The sequence below is a fragment of the Streptomyces incanus genome, from assembly GCF_042656345.1.
Lineage (GTDB): Bacteria > Actinomycetota > Actinomycetes > Streptomycetales > Streptomycetaceae > Streptomyces > Streptomyces incanus.
Window position 1 is genome coordinate 156,787 of sequence record NZ_JBHSPC010000007.1, and the last position, 16,847, is coordinate 173,633.

Genomic DNA, 16,847 nt, shown 5'->3' on the forward strand with positions numbered 1-16,847 from the left:
GCCGCCGCGTTTCGAAGAGAGCATCCACCCGCCATGCTTCAGTTCCTCATCCGCAGGCTGATCGGCGCCGTCGTCATCATGTTCCTGATCGGCGCCTTCACGTTTTTCCTGTTCTATACGATCCCTCAGGACTTCGCCCAGCTGTCCTGCGGCAAGAACTGCTCCCCGGAGAACATCGCGGTGATCCGCGAGAACCTCGGCCTGGACAAGCCCATCACCGCCCAGTTCTGGGAGTTCATGAGGGGGATCGTGGCCGGGCGGGACTTCGCTCAGGGACACTGCTCCGCGCCGTGCCTGGGGATGTCCTTCGACAGCGGCGAGTTCGTCTGGGACTCGATCATGGACCGCTTCCCGCTGACGCTGTCGCTGACCGTCGGTGGTCTGGTGATCTTCCTGGTCGTGGGTCTCGGCGCGGGTCTGCTCGCCGCGTGGAAGCGCGGCACGGCGGCCGACAAGGCCGTCAGCGGTGCTTCGATCGTGCTCAGCTCGTTCCAGATCTACTTCCTCGGCCCCATCGCCCTCGGCATCTTCGTCTACCAGACCGGCTGGATGGACAACCCGAAGTACAGTCCCTTCACCGAGAACCCGTTCACCTGGGCCGCCAGCCTGATCATTCCGTGGGCCGTGATGGCCACGATCTTCACCGCTCAGTACACCCGTATGTCCCGCTCGACCATGATCGAGCAACTGCAGGAGGAGCACGTCCGCACCGCCCGTGCCAAGGGCATGAGACAGCGGTACGTCTTCTTCCGCTACGCCTGGCGCGGCTCGCTGATCCCGATCGTCACGATCCTCGGTATGGACCTCAGCGCACTGCTGTCCGGTGCCGTGGTCACGGAGTTCACCTTCGACCTGGCCGGTATCGGACGTCTCGCGGTCGATTCGTCACTGACGAAGGACCTGCCGGTGACGATGGGCGTCATGCTGTTCGGGGCCTTCTTCATCCTGATCCTGAACATCATCGTCGACCTCGCGTACGCCTACATCGACCCGCGCGTGCGCCTCAGCTAGGAGAGACACCGTGACCACTCTGACCAAGACCGAAGGCGGGACGGCCCCGACCGGGTCGGATGCCTTCCTCTCGGTCCGCGACCTGCGGGTGCGGTTCTCCACCGAGGACGGCACCGTCAAGGCGGTCGACGGACTGTCCTTCGACGTCGAGCGCGGCAAGACGCTCGGCATCGTCGGTGAGTCGGGCTCCGGCAAGTCCGTCACCAACCTGACCGTGCTCGGCCTGCACAACCCCAAGACCACCACCGTGGAGGGCCAGATCCTCCTCGAGGGGCGGGACCTGGTCACCACGGCCGAGAAGGACATGGAGAAGCTCCGCGGCAACAAGGTCGCGATGATCTTCCAGGACCCGCTGACGGCGCTCTCGCCGTACTACACGGTGGGCCGGCAGATCGCCGAGCCGTACATGAAGCACACCGGGGCCTCCAAGAAGGAGGCCCGGGCACGGGCGATCGAGATGCTGGCCAAGGTCGGCATTCCGCAGCCCAAGACCCGGGTGGACGACTACCCGCACCAGTTCTCCGGCGGTATGCGCCAGCGCGCCATGATCGCCATGGCGCTGATCTGCGACCCCGACCTGCTGATCGCCGACGAGCCGACCACGGCCCTGGACGTGACCGTCCAGGCGCAGATCCTCGACCTGCTCAAGGACCTCCAGCAGGAGTTCGGCTCGGCCATCATCTTCATCACCCACGACCTCGGCGTCATCTCCGACATGGCCGACGACCTGCTGGTGATGTACTCGGGCAGGGCCGTGGAGCGCGGCGGCGTCCGCGAGGTGCTGCGCGCGCCCAAGCACCCCTACACCTGGGGTCTGCTCAGCTCGATGCCGCGCCTCGGCGGCGACACCTCGCAGGCACTCGCCCCGATCCCCGGATCGCCGCCCAGCCTGCTGAATCCGCCCTCCGGCTGCCCCTTCCACCCGCGCTGCGCCTTCACGGGCGAGGTGCGGGGCGACCTGTGCAGCACCGAGCGTCCGCCGCTCGGCGAAGGCCGTGCCACCGCCTGCCACCTGACGGCGGAGCAGAAGCAGACCATCTTCATCGACAAGATCCAGCCCCGGCTGCGCTAGGGAGATCCGAGACATGAGCGACAACCTCACCCTCCCCGCACCGCAGGGCTCCGCCGGCGCGTCGACCGAGACGCTGCTGAAGGTCGAGGGCCTCACCAAACACTTCCCGATCTACGGCGGCTTTCCGATCAAACGGAAGGTCGGCGCCGTGCAGGCCGTCGACAAGATCGACCTGACCGTCGGCGTCGGAGAGAGCGTCGGTCTGGTGGGTGAGTCGGGCTGCGGAAAGTCGACCACGGGCCGGCTCCTCACCCGGCTGCTCGAGCCGACCAGCGGGAAGATCGAATACGCGGGCCGGGACATCACGCACGCCTCGCGCCGGCAACTGGCGCCCGTGCGGTCCGAGATCCAGATGATCTTCCAGGACCCGTACTCCTCGCTGAACCCGCGCCAGACCGTCGGCACCATCATCAGGTCGCCGATGGAGGTCAACGGGATCGACCCGGCGGGGGGCCGGGAGAAGAGGGTCCGTGAGCTGCTCGAGCTCGTCGGCCTCAACCCCGAGCACTACAACCGCTTCCCGCACGAGTTCTCCGGCGGTCAGCGTCAGCGCATCGGCGTGGCCCGTGCCCTCGCGCTCAACCCGAAGCTCATCGTGGCGGACGAGCCGGTCTCCGCGCTGGACGTGTCGATCCAGGCCCAGGTCGTCAACCTGCTGCAGAAGGTCCAGGAAGAGCTGGGCATCGCCTTCCTGTTCATCGCCCACGACCTGGCGGTGGTCCGGCACTTCTCGCAGCGCCTGGCCGTGATGTACCTCGGCAAGGTGGTCGAGGTCGGCGACCGGGACTCCATCTACAACCGGCCCCGGCACCCCTACACCCACGCCCTGCTGTCGGCCGTGCCCGAGGTGGCCATGGACGACGAGAGCGAGAACCGGGAGCGCATCCGGCTCGCCGGGGACGTGCCCTCGCCGATCATGCCGCCGTCCGGCTGCCGTTTCCGCACGCGCTGCTGGAAGGCGCAGGACAAGTGCGCCACCGAGGAGCCGCCGCTCGTCCGGATCTCCGGCAACAGTGAGGGGCACCTGACCGCCTGCCACTTCCCGGAGGACCCGACCACGGAGGCCCGCGACGAGGACATCGTCCTCGACCCGGCGCTGAAGGCCCTGGAGGGCGAGTCCGCCGGGAAGGAGTGACTCGGAGCACGAGACCCGAAGCACCGCCGACGGCTGCTGCCCGCCCCGGAAGGGGCGGGCAGCAGCCGTCGGCGGTGGCGGTCCTGGGGCCGCACACGTGGCAGACCCGGTCATGCACACGTGCATACGGGGGGAGTTGTCCCCATACAGGTGTCGTGCAAGTGCGGCCCGCGCTTTTTGTGCCGATATTGACGTAAAGCGTCAACGCGCCCCTGCGTACGCACGAGGAGGCACTCCATGCGCGGAGCCACGCACGCCGGATGGGCCGTATGCGCGGTGGCGGTCGTCCTCGCGGCGACGGCCTGCGGGGGCGGCAGCGGCAGCGGTGACGCCGGCGCGGTGCTGAGTGCCTCCTGGGGCGACCCGCAGAACCCGCTGGAGCCGTCCAACACCAACGAGGTGCAGGGCGGCAAGGTCCTCGACATGATCTTCCGGGGCCTCAAGCGCTACGACCCGAAGACCGGCAAGGCCCAGGACATGCTCGCCGAGTCCATCGAGACCAAGGACTCGCAGAACTTCACCGTCAAGGTCAAGAACGGCTGGACCTTCAGCAACGGTGAGAAGGTCACCGCCAAGTCCTTCGTCAACGCCTGGAACTACGGCGCGAGCCTGAAGAACAACCAGCGCAACGCCTACTTCTTCGGCTACATCGAGGGCTACGACAAGACCCACCCCGAGAACGGCGGCAAACAGACCGCCGACACCCTCTCCGGGCTCAAGGCCGTCGACGAACTGACCTTCACCATCAAGCTCACCCAGAAGTTCTCGACCTTCCCCGACACCCTCGGCTACGCCGCCTTCGCCCCGCTGCCCCGGGCCTTCTTCGACGACCACGCCGCCTGGGTCGCCAAGCCGGTCGGCAACGGTCCGTACGCCGTCGACACGTACACCAAGGGCTCGCAGATGTCCCTGCGGAAGTGGGAGGGCTACCCCGGCGACGACAAGGCGCAGAACAGCGGCGTCGATCTCAAGGTCTACACCGACAACAACACCGCCTACACCGACCTCATCGCCGGCAACCTCGACCTGGTCGACGACGTCCCCGCCGCCCAGTTGAAGAACGTCAAGAGCGACCTGGGCGACCGCTACCTCAACACCCCCGCCGGCATCATCCAGACCCTCGCCTTCCCCTTCTACGACAAGGCATGGAACAAGCCCGGCTCGGAGAAGGTCCGCAAGGGCCTGTCGATGGCGATCAACCGCGGCCAGATCACCGAGACCCTCTTCGTGAAGACCCGCACCCCCGCCACCGACTGGACCTCCCCGGTCTTGGGCAAGGACGGCGGCTTCCAGGACGGGCTGTGCGGTGACGCCTGCGAGTACCGGCCCGACCAGGCGAAGAAGCTCATCCAGCAGGGCGGCGGCCTGCCCGGCGGCAAGGTCACCATCACCTACAACGCGGACACCGGCTCCCACAAGGACTGGGTCGACGCCGTCTGCAACTCCGTCAACAACGCGCTGGACAACGAGCGCGCCTGCGCCGGCAACCCGGTCGGCACCTTCGCCGACTTCCGCAACCAGATCACCCAGCAGAAGCTGAGCGGCCCGTTCCGCGCCGGCTGGCAGATGGACTACCCGCTCATCCAGAACTTCCTCCAGCCGCTCTACTACACCAACGCCTCCTCCAACGACGGCAAGTGGTCCAACAAGAACTTCGACGAGTTCGTCAACCGGGCCAACCAGGAGACCGACACCGCCAAGGCCGTCGGACTGTTCCAGCAGGCCGAAGGGGTCGTCCGCGACAACATGGCCGCCATCCCGCTGTGGTACCAGAACGGCAGCGCGGGCTGGTCCGAGCGGCTGTCCCACGTGAGGCTCAACCCCTTCAGCGTCCCCGTGTACGACCAGATCAAGGTGAGCTGATCCACCATGGGGCGCTACGTCGTCCGGCGCCTGCTCCAGATGATCCCGGTGTTCATCGGGGCCACGCTGCTGATCTTCCTCATGGTGAACGTGATGGGCGATCCCATCGCCGGCCTCTGCGGCGAGCGGCAGTGCGACCCCGCGACGGCCGCCCAGCTGAAGAAGCAGTTCGGCCTCGACAAGCCCGTCTGGCAGCAGTACCTGACCTACATGGGGAACGTCTTCACCGGTGACTTCGGTACGGCGTTCAACGGCCAGGAGGTCACCGAGCTGATGCTGACCGCGTTCCCCGTCACCATCCGGCTCACGCTCATCGCGATCCTCTTCGAGATCGTCATCGGCATCGCCCTCGGCGTGGTCACCGGACTGCGCCGGGGGCGCCCCGTCGACACCGGCGTCCTGCTGCTCACCCTCGTCGTCGTCTCCGTCCCCACCTTCGTCACCGGTCTGCTGCTCCAGCTGCTGCTGGGGGTGGAGTGGGGGTGGATCAGTCCGTCGGTCTCCTCCGAGGCCCCGTTCGGCGAGCTGATCGTGCCCGGCCTGGTGCTGGCCTCCGTCTCCCTCGCCTACGTCACCCGGCTGACCCGTACCTCCATCGCCGAGAACCGGCGCTCCGACTACGTCCGCACCGCCATCGCCAAGGGGCTGCCCCGGCACCGGGTGATCACCCGGCACCTGCTGCGCAACTCACTCGTCCCGGTGGTCACCTTCATCGGCGCCGACATCGGCTTCCTCATGGGCGGCGCGATCGTCACCGAGCGGATCTTCAACATCCACGGCGTCGGCTACCAGATCTACCAGGGCATCCTGCGGCAGAACACCCAGACCGTCGTCGGCTTCGTGACCGTCCTCGTGCTGGTCTTCCTCATCTGCAATCTCGTCGTCGATCTTCTGTACGCCGTACTCGACCCGAGGATCCGCTATGCCTGAACAACACTTCGACCCCGACCAAGCCATCGCGGGGGCCGGCATGGGCGGCTCCATGGACCTGGGCTTCGACGAGGCCGAGACCCTGGAGAGGGCGCCCGGCGGCCCGGACGGCACCGGCCCGCCGGGCAAGCCGCGCTCCCTGTGGTCGGACGCCTGGCGCGACCTGCGCCGCAACCCCGTCTTCATCGTCTCCTCCCTGGTGATCCTCTTCCTGATCGTCATCTCCCTGTGGCCCTCGTTGATCACCTCCGGCAGCCCGCTCACGTGCGACCTGGCCAAGGCCCAGGAGGGCCCCCGGCCCGGCCACCCCTTCGGCTTCAACGGACAGGGCTGCGACGTCTACACCCGTACCGTCTACGGCGCCCGTACGTCCGTCACGGTCGGTGTCTGCGCCACGCTCGGCGTCGCGGTCCTCGGCAGCGTCCTGGGCGCCCTGGCCGGCTTCTTCGGCGGGGTGGGGGACTCGGTCCTGTCCCGGATCACCGACGTCTTCTTCGCCATCCCGGTCGTCCTCGGCGGCCTGGTGCTGCTGTCCGTCATCACCAGCAACAGCGTCTGGCCCGTCATCGGCTTCATCGTGCTGCTCGGCTGGCCGCAGCTGTCCCGGATCGCCCGCGGCTCGGTCATCACCGCCAAGCAGAACGACTACGTCCAGGCCGCGCGGGCGCTCGGCGCCTCCAACTCCCGCCTGGTGCTGCGCCACATCGCGCCCAACGCCATCGCCCCGGTCATCGTCGTGGCGACCATCGCGCTCGGTACGTACATCTCGCTGGAGGCGACCCTGTCCTACCTCGGCGTCGGGCTGAAGCCGCCCAGCGTCTCCTGGGGCATCGACATCTCCTCGGCCTCGCCCTACATCCGCAACGCCCCGCACGCGCTGCTGTGGCCCTCCGGCGCCCTCGCGATCACCGTCCTGGCGTTCATCATGCTCGGCGACGCGGTGCGCGACGCCCTCGACCCGAAGCTGAGGTGAGCCGCCGCCATGCTGCTCGAAGTGCGTGACCTGCACGTGGAGTTCCACACCCGGGACGGCGTCGCCAAGGCCGTCAACGGCGTCAGCTACGGCGTCGACGAGGGGGAGACGCTCGCGGTGCTGGGCGAGTCCGGCTCCGGCAAGTCGGTGACCGCGCAGGCGATCATGGGCATCCTCGACGCGCCGCCCGGCCGGATCACCGGCGGCGAGGTCGTCTTCCAGGGCCGCGACCTCCTCGGCCTGAAGGAGGAGCAGCGCCGCAAGGTCCGGGGCGCCGAGATGGCGATGATCTTCCAGGACGCGCTGTCCTCCCTCAACCCGGTGATCTCCGTGGGTGACCAGCTCGGCGAGATGTTCGTCGTGCACCAGGGCATGTCGAGGAAGGCCGCGCGGGCGAAGGCCGTCGAGCTGATGGACCGGGTGCGCATCCCCGCCGCCCGGGAGCGGGTCGGGCAGTACCCGCACCAGTTCTCCGGCGGCATGCGCCAGCGCATCATGATCGCCATGGCGCTGGCCCTGGAACCGGCCCTGATCCTCGCCGACGAACCGACCACCGCCCTCGACGTCACCGTCCAGGCCCAGGTCATGGAACTCCTCGCGGAACTCCGGCGCGAGTACCGCATGGGGCTCATCCTCATCACCCACGACCTCGGCGTCGTCGCCGACGTCGCCGACCGGATCGCCGTCATGTACGCGGGCCGGATCGTCGAGTCGGCCCCCGTGCACGACATCTACAAGGCCCCCGCCCACCCGTACACCCGCGGTCTGCTGGACTCCATCCCCCGCCTCGACCAGAAGGGCGGGGAGCTCTACGCCATCAAGGGACTGCCGCCCAACCTCATGAGCATCCCGCCCGGCTGCGCCTTCCACCCCCGCTGCCCGATGGCCCGGGACATCTGCCGCACCGACGAGCCGCCGCTGTACGAGGTCACCGAGTCGGACGCCGACCGCGGCAGCGCCTGCCACTTCTGGAGGGAGTGCCTGCATGGCTGAGTCGACGGGCGGGGCGGGCGGAAAGGCGGGCTTCGAGAAGGGCGGGGTGGCCGACGTGGCGGGCGTGGCGGGCACGGAGCCCGCCGGAGAGCCGATCCTGGAGGTCTCCGGCCTGGTCAAGCACTACCCGCTGACCCGAGGCATCCTGATCCGCAAGCAGGTCGGAGCCGTGAAGGCCGTCGACGGGGTCGACTTCACCCTCGGCCGGGGCGAGACCCTGGGCATCGTGGGCGAGTCGGGATGCGGCAAGTCGACGGTCGCGAAGATGCTGGTCCACCTGGAGAAGCCGACGGCCGGCGTGATCCGCTACAGGGGCGAGGACATCACCAAGTTGTCGGGGAAGGCGCTCAAGGCCGTCCGCCGCAACATCCAGATGGTGTTCCAGGACCCGTACACCTCCCTCAACCCCCGGATGACGGTGGGCGACATCATCGGGGAACCCTTCGACATCCACCCCGAGGTGGCGCCCAAGGGCGAGCGGCGTCGACGGGTCCAGGACCTGCTCGACGTGGTCGGCCTCAACCCGGAGTACATCAACCGGTATCCGCACCAGTTCTCCGGCGGCCAGCGCCAACGCATCGGCATCGCGCGCGGGCTGGCGCTGCGCCCCGAGGTGATCGTCGCCGACGAACCGGTCTCCGCGCTGGACGTCTCCGTCCAGGCCCAGGTGATCAACCTGATGGACCGGCTCCAGAGCGAGTTCGACCTGGCGTTCGTCTTCATCGCCCACGACCTGTCGATCGTCCGGCACATCTCCGACCGGGTCGGCGTGATGTATCTGGGCCGGATCGTCGAGACCGGCACCGACACCCAGATCTACGACCACCCGACCCACCCGTACACACAGGCCCTCCTGTCCGCCGTCCCCGTACCGGACCCGGCGGCCCGGGAACACCGGGAACGGATCATCCTCACCGGCGACGTCCCGTCCCCCACCAACATCCCCTCCGGCTGCCGCTTCCGCACCCGCTGCTGGATGGCGCAGGCGCGCTGCGCCGAGGAGGTGCCGCTGCTGGCGGTCCCCGAGGTGTTCCGCAAGGCCGGCGGCCCGGCGGCCCACGACTCGGCCTGCCACTTCGCCGAGGAGAAGCAGGTGGTGCCGTAGGAGGGGCGGCCACCGCAGCTCTGGCACGTCGACGCGGTGTGCGTCCAGGGCGTCCTGATGCCGGTCCAGGGCCTGTCCCACGCTCGGCGCGCGGGACCGGCCCCGAACCGGCAGCGGGACCAGTTGGTCGCCACTCGTGTTGAAGCGTCCGACGGGTGGCACGGAGAAACGGACGGTGGCAACACCGGAACCGCACTCCGTGCCGCCGTCACAGGACGCCCCGTGCCCTCGCGGCCGGACAGTACTGGAGGGGGCCACAGCGGACGGAAACGCCCGGTCAGGAGGACATGCTTGTTTCCTCGTCACCCACCTGCCGCCGCGCGTAACGAGGCACCACGATCCAGGCGAAGGCGAACACCGTGATGCCTGCGGCAACTCCCCGCCACACGCTGACCAACGCGACTGCCCCCCCGACCGCCATGCCCATAACGAGGGCGATCACCGTCGCGTACCGCAGGGCCACACGATCGACGGCATGCGGGTCCGATGCGAACCGACGCCACAGCATCGGTCCCAGATACGCCAGCCATGCTCCGACGATCAGTGCGTAGAGGGCATTGGACAACACGTCCTCAAACACCCCTGAGCTCCCTTCTACTTGCAGTTCCGCTGACCCTTCTTATGCCGCTCGGGTTTCAAGGTCGGGCCGGTCACCTTCATTTTGACGCAGTTCCCAGCGAGCGCCTGAGGAAGTCGAGTTGGAGGCGGAGGAGGTTCTCGGCGACTTCCTCCTGCGGGGTCATGTGGGTGACGCCGGAGAGGGGCAGCACCTCGTGGGGGCGGCCGGCTGCCAGCAGGGCCGAGGACAGGCGCAGCGAGTGGGCGACCACCACGTTGTCGTCCGCCAGTCCGTGAATGATCATCATGGGGCGGTGCGGCGTGGCGGCGTCGACCAGGCCCGCGTCGTCGATCACCGAGTTGCGGCGGTAGACCTCCGGCTGCTCGTCCGGGTGGCCGATGTAGCGCTCCTGGTAGTGGGTGTCGTACAGGCGCAGGTCGGTGACCGGGGCGCCCACCACCGCCGCATGGAAGACGTCCGGCCGGCGCAGCGCCGCGAGGGCCGCCAGGTAGCCGCCGAAGGACCAGCCCCGGATGGCGACGCGGCTCAGGTCGAGCGGGAAGTCGGAGGCGAGGGCCTGGAGCGCGTCCACCTGGTCCTGGACGGTGATCGCGGCGATGTCGTCCTTGACGGCCTTCTCCCAGGCGGGGGAGCGGCCGGGGGTGCCGCGGCCGTCGGCGACGATCACCGCGAAGCCCTGATCGGCGAACCACTGCGAGGTCAGATGGGGATTGTGCGCGGCCACCACGCGCTGGCCGTGTGGGCCGCCGTAGGGGTCCATGAGGACGGGGAGGGGAGTGTCGCCGTGGTAGTCCGTCGGCATAAGCACGGCGCACGGGATTCGGCGTGCGCCCCCTTGGGTGAGGGTCATCCGAGGGGACATACCGGGGTCTTCGGCGTACGAGCGGACAGTCACCGTCGGTTTCCCGTCACGTAGGATCCGCGCCCGCGCCCCCGGCCGGTCCGGTGTCGCGGACACCAGGACGGTCACGCCCCCGGCGCGTACCGCAAAGTGCACGCCGGGCTCCTGGGAGACGCGCTCCACGCCCAGTTCGTTCACCCGGTAGACGTGCACCTCGCCGATCTCCGGATCACCCGTCGGTCCGGGTTCCGCTCCCGCCGACGCCGATACCAGCACGTCGTCGTCCGATACGTCCAGCACCGCGCGGACGTGCAACTGCGGGCCGGTCAGCGGGCGTTCGCCGACGGCGAGTCGTCGCGCGCCCCCCTCGTCCGTGATCCGGACCAACTGCCCGGAAGGGCTCCAGCACGGCACCCCTGCGAAAAGATCAAGCCAAACCGGATCTTCGTCGGCGTGCACCATCCGGGTGGCCCCGGTGTCCGGGTCCACCGCCAGGAACAGCTGGCTGCGCTGGTCGCGCGCCTGTACGAGCAGCAGTGGCGCACCCGCCGCTGACCAGTGCGCATGCGCCATGTACGGGTACCGCGCCCGGTCCCACACGACCTCCGTGCGCACCCCGTCCAGTCCGATCACGAACAGCCGCACCTCCGCGTTCGCGGTCCCCGCCGCCGGGTACGCCACCCGCTGCGGCTCCCGTTCCGGATGCGCCGGATCGGAGATCCACCACCGCTCCACCGGTGTGTCGTCCGCGCGCGCCACCAGCAGCCGGTCCGACTCGGGCGCCCACCAGAAGCCCCGCGAACGCCCCATCTCCTCGGCCGCGATGAACTCCGCCAGACCGTAGGTGACGTTCTCCGTCTCGGGGGTCGCCAGCACCCGGTCGTCCGCCCCCTCCGCTCCGACGACCCGCAGCGCCCCCTGCGCGACGTAGGCGACGTGACGCCCGTCGGGCGACGGCCGGGGGTCGATCACCGGTCCGGGAGTGGGCAGTTCACGTGCCGTCCCGGCCCGCAGCCCGGCCGTGAATAGCCGCCCTGACAAGGCGAAAGAGGCCAACTCGACCTCCGCGTCGGTCGCGTAGCCGACGATGCCGGCGCCTCCCTCGCGACTGCGCTCGCGTCGTGCCTGCTCCTGGGCCGACAGGCTCTCCGCGGCGCCGCCCAGCAGGGAGCGCGGGTCGGCCGCCACGCGCTCCCCGCCGCCTTGGGGGTCGAGTACCCACAGCGAATTCGCCCGGTCCGTACCGGAACCCGAGCGCAGGAAGGCGACCCGGGAACCGTCGGGTGCCACGGTGAAGGATCGCGGCGCGCCGAGCGTGAAGCGCTGGGTGCGGGCGTGCCGTCGGGGGAAGGAGTCAGCATCGGTGGTCATGCCATGACCATATTGGCCATGCGCCCCCTTGTGCGGCCGTGCGCCGACCGATGCGCACGTACGGATAGTTATGATCGTTAGCGCATAGTGGGTATGAACCTGCTGGCTGCTGTATGGATTTATCTGCCCCCATATTCCTACCCCCCTGTCGTCCTGGGATCCTTGGAGGTGAGCCGCCGTGGCACTCTCGATTTCGGCGGTAGTGCTGCTGGCGATCATCGTCTTCCTGCTGATCAAGAAGTCGGGCCTCAAGGCCGGGCATGCGGTCATCTGCATGCTCCTCGGCTTCTACATGGCGTCGTCGACGATCGCGCCTACGATCAGTGAGCTGACGACCAACATCGCAGGCATGATCGGCAGCATAAACTTCTGACCCCGCCGGCCTTGTCCGGCCCAACTCCACGCCCCTGCCGGGGCGCTGGCGTAACAGGTTAGGACTGGCGCGTGAAGGAAGCCGGGGTGCTCGCCGTCTGGGGGCTCCTCCTCGCGTGGCTGCTGTGGAGCCTCTGGAACCTCTACCGCATCCCCGTCGGCCTGCGGGACGGATCGTGGCAACGTCCGCTGTGGTGGACGCGCCTGTGGTCCGTCTCGCTGCTCGTCGGCTGCGTGGCCTGGGTGCGGGGAGCGCTCAGCGGCGGGTTCGACGTCGGCGAGACATGCGCGTACGCCCATCACCAGATGTACGACAGCGCCTACCGGGCGGTCCATCTCGCGGAGTCCCAGAGGCTGTTCCCGCTGCACAACAAGTGCAACGCGGAGTACGACCTGGTCCCGGCCTGGGTCAACCCGACCGTCGTGAACTGTGCCGCCTTCGTGCTGCTCGCCACGGCCGTGCTGCTGTGGTTCGGCGTCAGGCGCCTCACCGGCCGTGGCGCGTCGCGCATCGCGGTGCGGCGACTCGGGTGTGTCGCCCCCTCGCCTGTTACTCGCCGGTAAGGAATGATGGCGGGCAATCATCCACGCGTTCAGGGGCGGTGTCACCGGTGACGACTTCCGAGGAACAGACCAGGGTGCACGTCTTCCGCGACGACGCCCTCGGCGACCACGACGCCGTGGGCCTCGCCGAGGCGATCCGCCGGGGAGAGGTCGGCGCGGCCGAGGCCGCCCGCGACGCGGCGGCCAGGGTCAGGGCCGTGGAGGCCCGGCTCAACGCCGTCCAGGTACACATCGACGTTCCGGCGCACGGCTCCGGGCCGGCCGGTGCCTTCACCGGGGTGCCGACCTTCGTCAAGGACAACACCGACTACCAGGGGCTGCCCACCGGACACGGCAGCGCCGCGTTCGCGCCGAGGGCCGCACGGCGGCACGCCCCGTTCGCCCGGCAGTTCCTGAGCACCGGCGTCACGGTGCTCGGCAAGACCCGGCTGCCTGAGTTCGGGTTCAGTCCGACCACCGAGTACGAGAACGCCGAGCCCGTCCGCAACCCGTGGCACACGGGCCACTCGGCGGGCGGTTCGTCGGGCGGCAGCGCGGCACTCGTCGCCGCCGGAGCGGTACCGATCGCGCACGCCAACGACGGCGGTGGCTCGATCCGGATTCCCGCCGCCTGCTGCGGACTCGTCGGGCTGAAGCCCACCCGAGGCCGGGTGGTCCCGAACGCCCAGGGCCGTCAAATGCCGATCGACCTCGTCACCGACGGCGTCGTGAGCCGCTCGGTCCGGGACAGCGCCGCGTTCCTCGCCGCCGCGGAGAAGCACTGGCGCAACCCGAAGCTGCCGCCCGTCGGCCCGGTCGAGGGCCCCTCGGAGCGGCGGCTGCGCATCGGACTCCTCCTGGACTCGCCGAACGGCGTCCCCTCCGACGCCGCCACCCGGGCGGCCGTCACGAAGACGGCGCAGCGGCTGGAGCGGCTCGGCCACACCGTGGAACCGGTGGAACTGTCGATCGACCCGCGCTTCACCCAGGACTTCCTCACGTACTGGGGCCTGCTGTCGTTCCTGATCGGCGTCACCGGCAGGACCTTCGGCCCGGACTTCGACCGGCGCCGCATGGACGGCCTCAGCCGGGGACTGCGCGAGACGTACGTGAGCAACTGGCAGCGCACGCCGGGCGTGGTGCGGAGGCTGAAGCGTACGCGGGAGCCGTACGCGGCGGCGTTCCGCGGCCTCGACCTGATCCTCTCCCCGGTGCTCGCCCACACGACGCCTCCGCTCGGCCACCTCAACCCGGCCGTCCCCTACACGACCCTGATCGAACGGATCCTCGCCTACGTCGCGTTCACCCCGGTCAACAACGTCGTCGGGACGCCGTCGATCTCGGTGCCCGCCCCGAGCACGACGACGGACGGGCTCCCCATCGGGGTCATGTTCTCCGGCCGCCCGGGCGCCGAACGGACCCTGCTGGAGGTCGCGTTCGAGCTGGAGGTGGACCAGCCCTTCCGGCGCGTGCAGGACGTCTGACGAGGGCTCCGGGAGGGTACGGGCGAAAGCCGTGAGCACCGCGCCGGTTCGAGGCGGCGCCCTTCGGCATGCTTCGCGTCACGGAGGCGGACGGTGTCGGGTGGGCGGGAAGGTCCTCCGGGAACCCGCACGGCGGAGGACCTTCGGGCCGGTCAGACCGAGGGCACGGGGGCCGCCGGCTTCGCGGATGCCGCACCGGTGCGGACGGCCTTGGCGCCGCGGCGGTCGGCGATGAGGATCAGGGCCAGACCGAGCACGACCCAGGCGGTGAGGACCAGGGCCGGGGCCCCCGCCCCGGTGCCGTCGAAGAAGGCGTTGGCGCGCAGCAGGCTGCCGGAGGCGCCCGGCGGCAGGAGCTGTCCGACGGCCGCCCAGCCGCCGGGCAGCCAGTACGGGCCGGTGCCCAGACCGGACAGGGGGTTGCCCAGGAGCATCATCACGGCCGCGCCGATGCCGAAGCCGGCCATGCCGGTCAGGGCTTCCAGGCCGATGAAGGTCAGGGAGAGGGCGGCCATACCCAGGCTCAGACCGAGGGCGGTGATCCCGTAGTCGCCCGCCAGGGAGCCGGTCCCCCACTGGAGGAACGCGGCGACCGAGGCTCCGGCGAACAGGGAGAAGAGCGCGGCACCGGCCAGACGTGTGCGCAGACCGGCGTGGCCGGGGAAGAGCCGGGTGAGGAGGACGGCGGGGATCATCCCGCCGAAGACCAGCGGCAGCGCGGCGGAGGAGAACCCGGCCCCGCGGGGGTCGTCCTCGGGGAAGGGTGCCAGTTCGTGGAGGGTGGGCTTCGTCTGCTGCTCGGCGGCGACGGAGTTGGCCAGGGCGGTCAGCGCGCTGCCGGCCATGGGTGCGCCCGCGGTGGCCGTGTAGACGTCGACCCCCTCGGGGGCCAGGACCAGGCCTCCGGTGATCTCGCGGTCCTCGACGGCGGAGGTGAGGGCCTCGACGCTGTCGTAGACGGTGACGTTCCACTCGTCCCCGTCGAGCGTCTTCTGCAGTGACTGGGCGGCGGCCTGCGGTCCCGAAACGCCTATCGGGACCCTGTGCGGGCCGCCGTTGACGCTGGGCAGGGCGAACGCGCAGAGCATCAGGGTGACCACGGCCGTCAGACCGAGCAGGACGGCGACCAGTTTCCGTGCGGCGCCGGGCTGCGGGACCTCGGTCCCCGTCGTGGGCGCGGGAGGAGGGGCGGGGTGATCGGACATGGCGGTTGCAGTCTCCTTCCGGCCTGCGGACACGTCATCGAGTACGCGCGCCGGGCAGGACGGTGGTGGGGTCGGTGGTCTCGCGCCGCCACTTACGGGCGGCATCACCGTGGAATGAAACTTGATTACAGGGTAACCTTAACCATGTGTCAAATGTCAGTGAGTCCTCTGCGGAAGCGATGCCGGAAGAAGCAGTGCCGGAAGAAGTGGTGCGGGCGGCACTGCGCGCCTCGCATGCCCGAGGCGTGCCGGTGGCCGACGTCCCGCTGCTGGCCGTCGCCGAGGAGGCGGGCATCTCCCGCAGCACCTTGATGCGGCGGCTCGGCGGCACCCGTCGTGCGCTGGACGAGGCGGTACGGGCGGCCGGCGTGGACCCCGGAGGCCAGAAGCCGGTCCGTCTGCGCGCCGTGGAGGCCGCGGCCGGGCTCATCAGCGAACACGGCCTGACCGCGGCCACCCTGGAACGCGTGGCCGCCGACGCCCGGTGCTCCGTGCACAGCCTGTACGCGGCGTTCGGCGGACGGGACGAACTGCTGCAGGCGGTCTATGAGCGCTACGGCCCGATCCTGGACGTCGAAGCCGTCCTCGCCGGCCCGCACGAGGACCTGCCGGAGACGGTCCGCAGGATCTACCGCCTGCTGGCCGACGCCTTCAGCCGTGAGCCGCGGGTCCTGCCCGCCATGCTCGCCGACGCCCTCTCACGCCCCGAGGACCCGATGGTCCAGTCCGTGTACCAACGATTCTTCCCGCGCATGCTCGACGGCGTCGGGCAGTGGCTGACCGAGGAGATCACCGCGGGACGCATCCGGGACCTCCCCCCGCTGCTGCTGATCCAGCAGATGACGGGCCCCGTCCTCTCCCACCTCCTGCTGCGCCCCGCCGCCGCGCACCTGCCTGGCGCGGACCTGCCGTCCACAGAAGAGGTCATCGAGGTCTTCGCGCAGAACTTTCTCCGAGCCGTCGCCCTGCCCCCGTCCCCGCCCCCGCCTGCGCCCGACCGGACCTGACGCCTCCCCGCCGCCGTTCCTCGCTCACCGCTCCCCTCCCTCCGCGTCAACGGGGTCGGCTGAAAGCAGTGGGCGCCCTTACTGCCGCAGTGCCACGAAACATCCAAAACGATCATGGTGTAGGCGACACCTCCCACGCTGGGCATGAAGTGGCAGTGATGCCATCTATGGTGTTCGACTGTGTGACACCCGACCAGTACGGCCCCACCTACGGACAGGTCTACGAGACAGATCTCGGCTCGGACTGCGATGCGGTCGTGTGGGCCTCGCGGCCAGTCATACAAGAGCCAACTCGGCACACTCCCTAGTAGGGCTTTGTTAGGTCCTGTGGTGGGGTTCTGGGGTCGGGGCGGGTTGGCCGC

Annotated in this window: 15 protein-coding genes; 12 read left to right on the forward strand and 3 right to left on the reverse strand. The window is 69.5% G+C overall.

What is annotated here, in order from left to right; genetic code table 11:
• Window positions 1–33: 33 nt before the first annotated feature.
• The 8 genes from ACFP2V_RS02075 (at window position 34) to ACFP2V_RS02110 (ending at window position 9,082) form a co-directional block, all read left to right on the forward strand.
• Window positions 34–1,011 (forward strand): ABC transporter permease, encoded by a 978-nt coding sequence (locus ACFP2V_RS02075; protein ID WP_381204539.1) that lies wholly within the window; start codon window positions 34–36, stop codon window positions 1,009–1,011.
• Between the two features lie 10 nt (window positions 1,012–1,021).
• Window positions 1,022–2,083, forward strand: coding sequence for an ABC transporter ATP-binding protein (locus tag ACFP2V_RS02080; protein ID WP_381204540.1), 1,062 nt, complete (start codon window positions 1,022–1,024; stop codon window positions 2,081–2,083).
• A 13-nt stretch (window positions 2,084–2,096) separates the two neighbouring features.
• On the forward strand, window positions 2,097–3,218 hold the full coding sequence (locus ACFP2V_RS02085; RefSeq protein WP_381204541.1) for an ABC transporter ATP-binding protein: 1,122 nt from the start codon (window positions 2,097–2,099) through the stop codon (window positions 3,216–3,218).
• A gap of 237 nt (window positions 3,219–3,455) precedes the next feature.
• Window positions 3,456–5,081 (forward strand): peptide ABC transporter substrate-binding protein, encoded by a 1,626-nt coding sequence (locus tag ACFP2V_RS02090; RefSeq protein WP_381204542.1) that lies wholly within the window; start codon window positions 3,456–3,458, stop codon window positions 5,079–5,081.
• A 6-nt stretch (window positions 5,082–5,087) separates the two neighbouring features.
• Window positions 5,088–6,011 (forward strand): ABC transporter permease, encoded by a 924-nt coding sequence (locus ACFP2V_RS02095; protein WP_381204543.1) that lies wholly within the window; start codon window positions 5,088–5,090, stop codon window positions 6,009–6,011.
• Window positions 6,004–6,984 carry an ABC transporter permease gene (locus ACFP2V_RS02100; protein WP_381204544.1) on the forward strand — a complete coding sequence of 327 codons (981 nt, stop codon included), beginning with the start codon at window positions 6,004–6,006 and terminating at the stop codon, window positions 6,982–6,984. Before ACFP2V_RS02095 ends, ACFP2V_RS02100 begins: the two co-directional genes overlap by 8 nt.
• 9 nt (window positions 6,985–6,993) lie before the next feature.
• The gene (locus tag ACFP2V_RS02105) at window positions 6,994–7,977 is read left to right on the forward strand and encodes an ABC transporter ATP-binding protein (protein WP_381204545.1); all 984 of its coding nucleotides are present in this window, start codon (window positions 6,994–6,996) and stop codon (window positions 7,975–7,977) included.
• Window positions 7,970–9,082, forward strand: coding sequence for an ABC transporter ATP-binding protein (locus tag ACFP2V_RS02110; RefSeq protein WP_381204546.1), 1,113 nt, complete (start codon window positions 7,970–7,972; stop codon window positions 9,080–9,082). Before ACFP2V_RS02105 ends, ACFP2V_RS02110 begins: the two co-directional genes overlap by 8 nt.
• A gap of 277 nt (window positions 9,083–9,359) precedes the next feature.
• Here the strand turns inward: ACFP2V_RS02110 and ACFP2V_RS02115 are convergent, their stop codons facing one another.
• Together ACFP2V_RS02115 and ACFP2V_RS02120 are read right to left on the reverse strand one after the other, a co-directional pair.
• Window positions 9,360–9,662 carry a hypothetical protein gene (locus tag ACFP2V_RS02115; protein ID WP_381204547.1) on the reverse strand — a complete coding sequence of 101 codons (303 nt, stop codon included), beginning with the start codon at window positions 9,660–9,662 and terminating at the stop codon, window positions 9,360–9,362.
• Window positions 9,663–9,738: 76 nt separating this feature from the next.
• Window positions 9,739–11,874 (reverse strand): S9 family peptidase, encoded by a 2,136-nt coding sequence (locus ACFP2V_RS02120; RefSeq protein WP_381204548.1) that lies wholly within the window; start codon window positions 11,872–11,874, stop codon window positions 9,739–9,741.
• 178 nt (window positions 11,875–12,052) lie between these two features.
• Here ACFP2V_RS02120 and ACFP2V_RS02125 point away from each other — a divergent pair, with 178 nt between their 5' ends.
• The 3 genes from ACFP2V_RS02125 (at window position 12,053) to ACFP2V_RS02135 (ending at window position 14,273) form a co-directional block, all read left to right on the forward strand.
• A complete protein-coding gene (locus ACFP2V_RS02125; protein ID WP_381204549.1) occupies window positions 12,053–12,247 on the forward strand; it encodes a hypothetical protein in 195 nt (64 codons plus the stop codon).
• 71 nt (window positions 12,248–12,318) lie between these two features.
• Window positions 12,319–12,810, forward strand: a complete 492-nt coding sequence (locus ACFP2V_RS02130; protein ID WP_381204550.1) for a hypothetical protein — start codon at window positions 12,319–12,321, stop codon at window positions 12,808–12,810.
• A 47-nt stretch (window positions 12,811–12,857) separates the two neighbouring features.
• Window positions 12,858–14,273 carry an amidase gene (locus ACFP2V_RS02135; protein ID WP_381204551.1) on the forward strand — a complete coding sequence of 472 codons (1,416 nt, stop codon included), beginning with the start codon at window positions 12,858–12,860 and terminating at the stop codon, window positions 14,271–14,273.
• A gap of 152 nt (window positions 14,274–14,425) precedes the next feature.
• Here the strand turns inward: ACFP2V_RS02135 and ACFP2V_RS02140 are convergent, their stop codons facing one another.
• On the reverse strand, window positions 14,426–15,478 hold the full coding sequence (locus ACFP2V_RS02140) for a hypothetical protein (RefSeq protein WP_381204552.1): 1,053 nt from the start codon (window positions 15,476–15,478) through the stop codon (window positions 14,426–14,428).
• 146 nt (window positions 15,479–15,624) lie between these two features.
• Between ACFP2V_RS02140 and ACFP2V_RS02145 the strand changes: the two genes are divergently transcribed.
• Window positions 15,625–16,485: a TetR/AcrR family transcriptional regulator gene (locus tag ACFP2V_RS02145; protein ID WP_381204553.1), complete on the forward strand. Its 861-nt coding sequence runs from the start codon at window positions 15,625–15,627 to the stop codon at window positions 16,483–16,485.
• Window positions 16,486–16,847 lie beyond the last annotated feature (362 nt).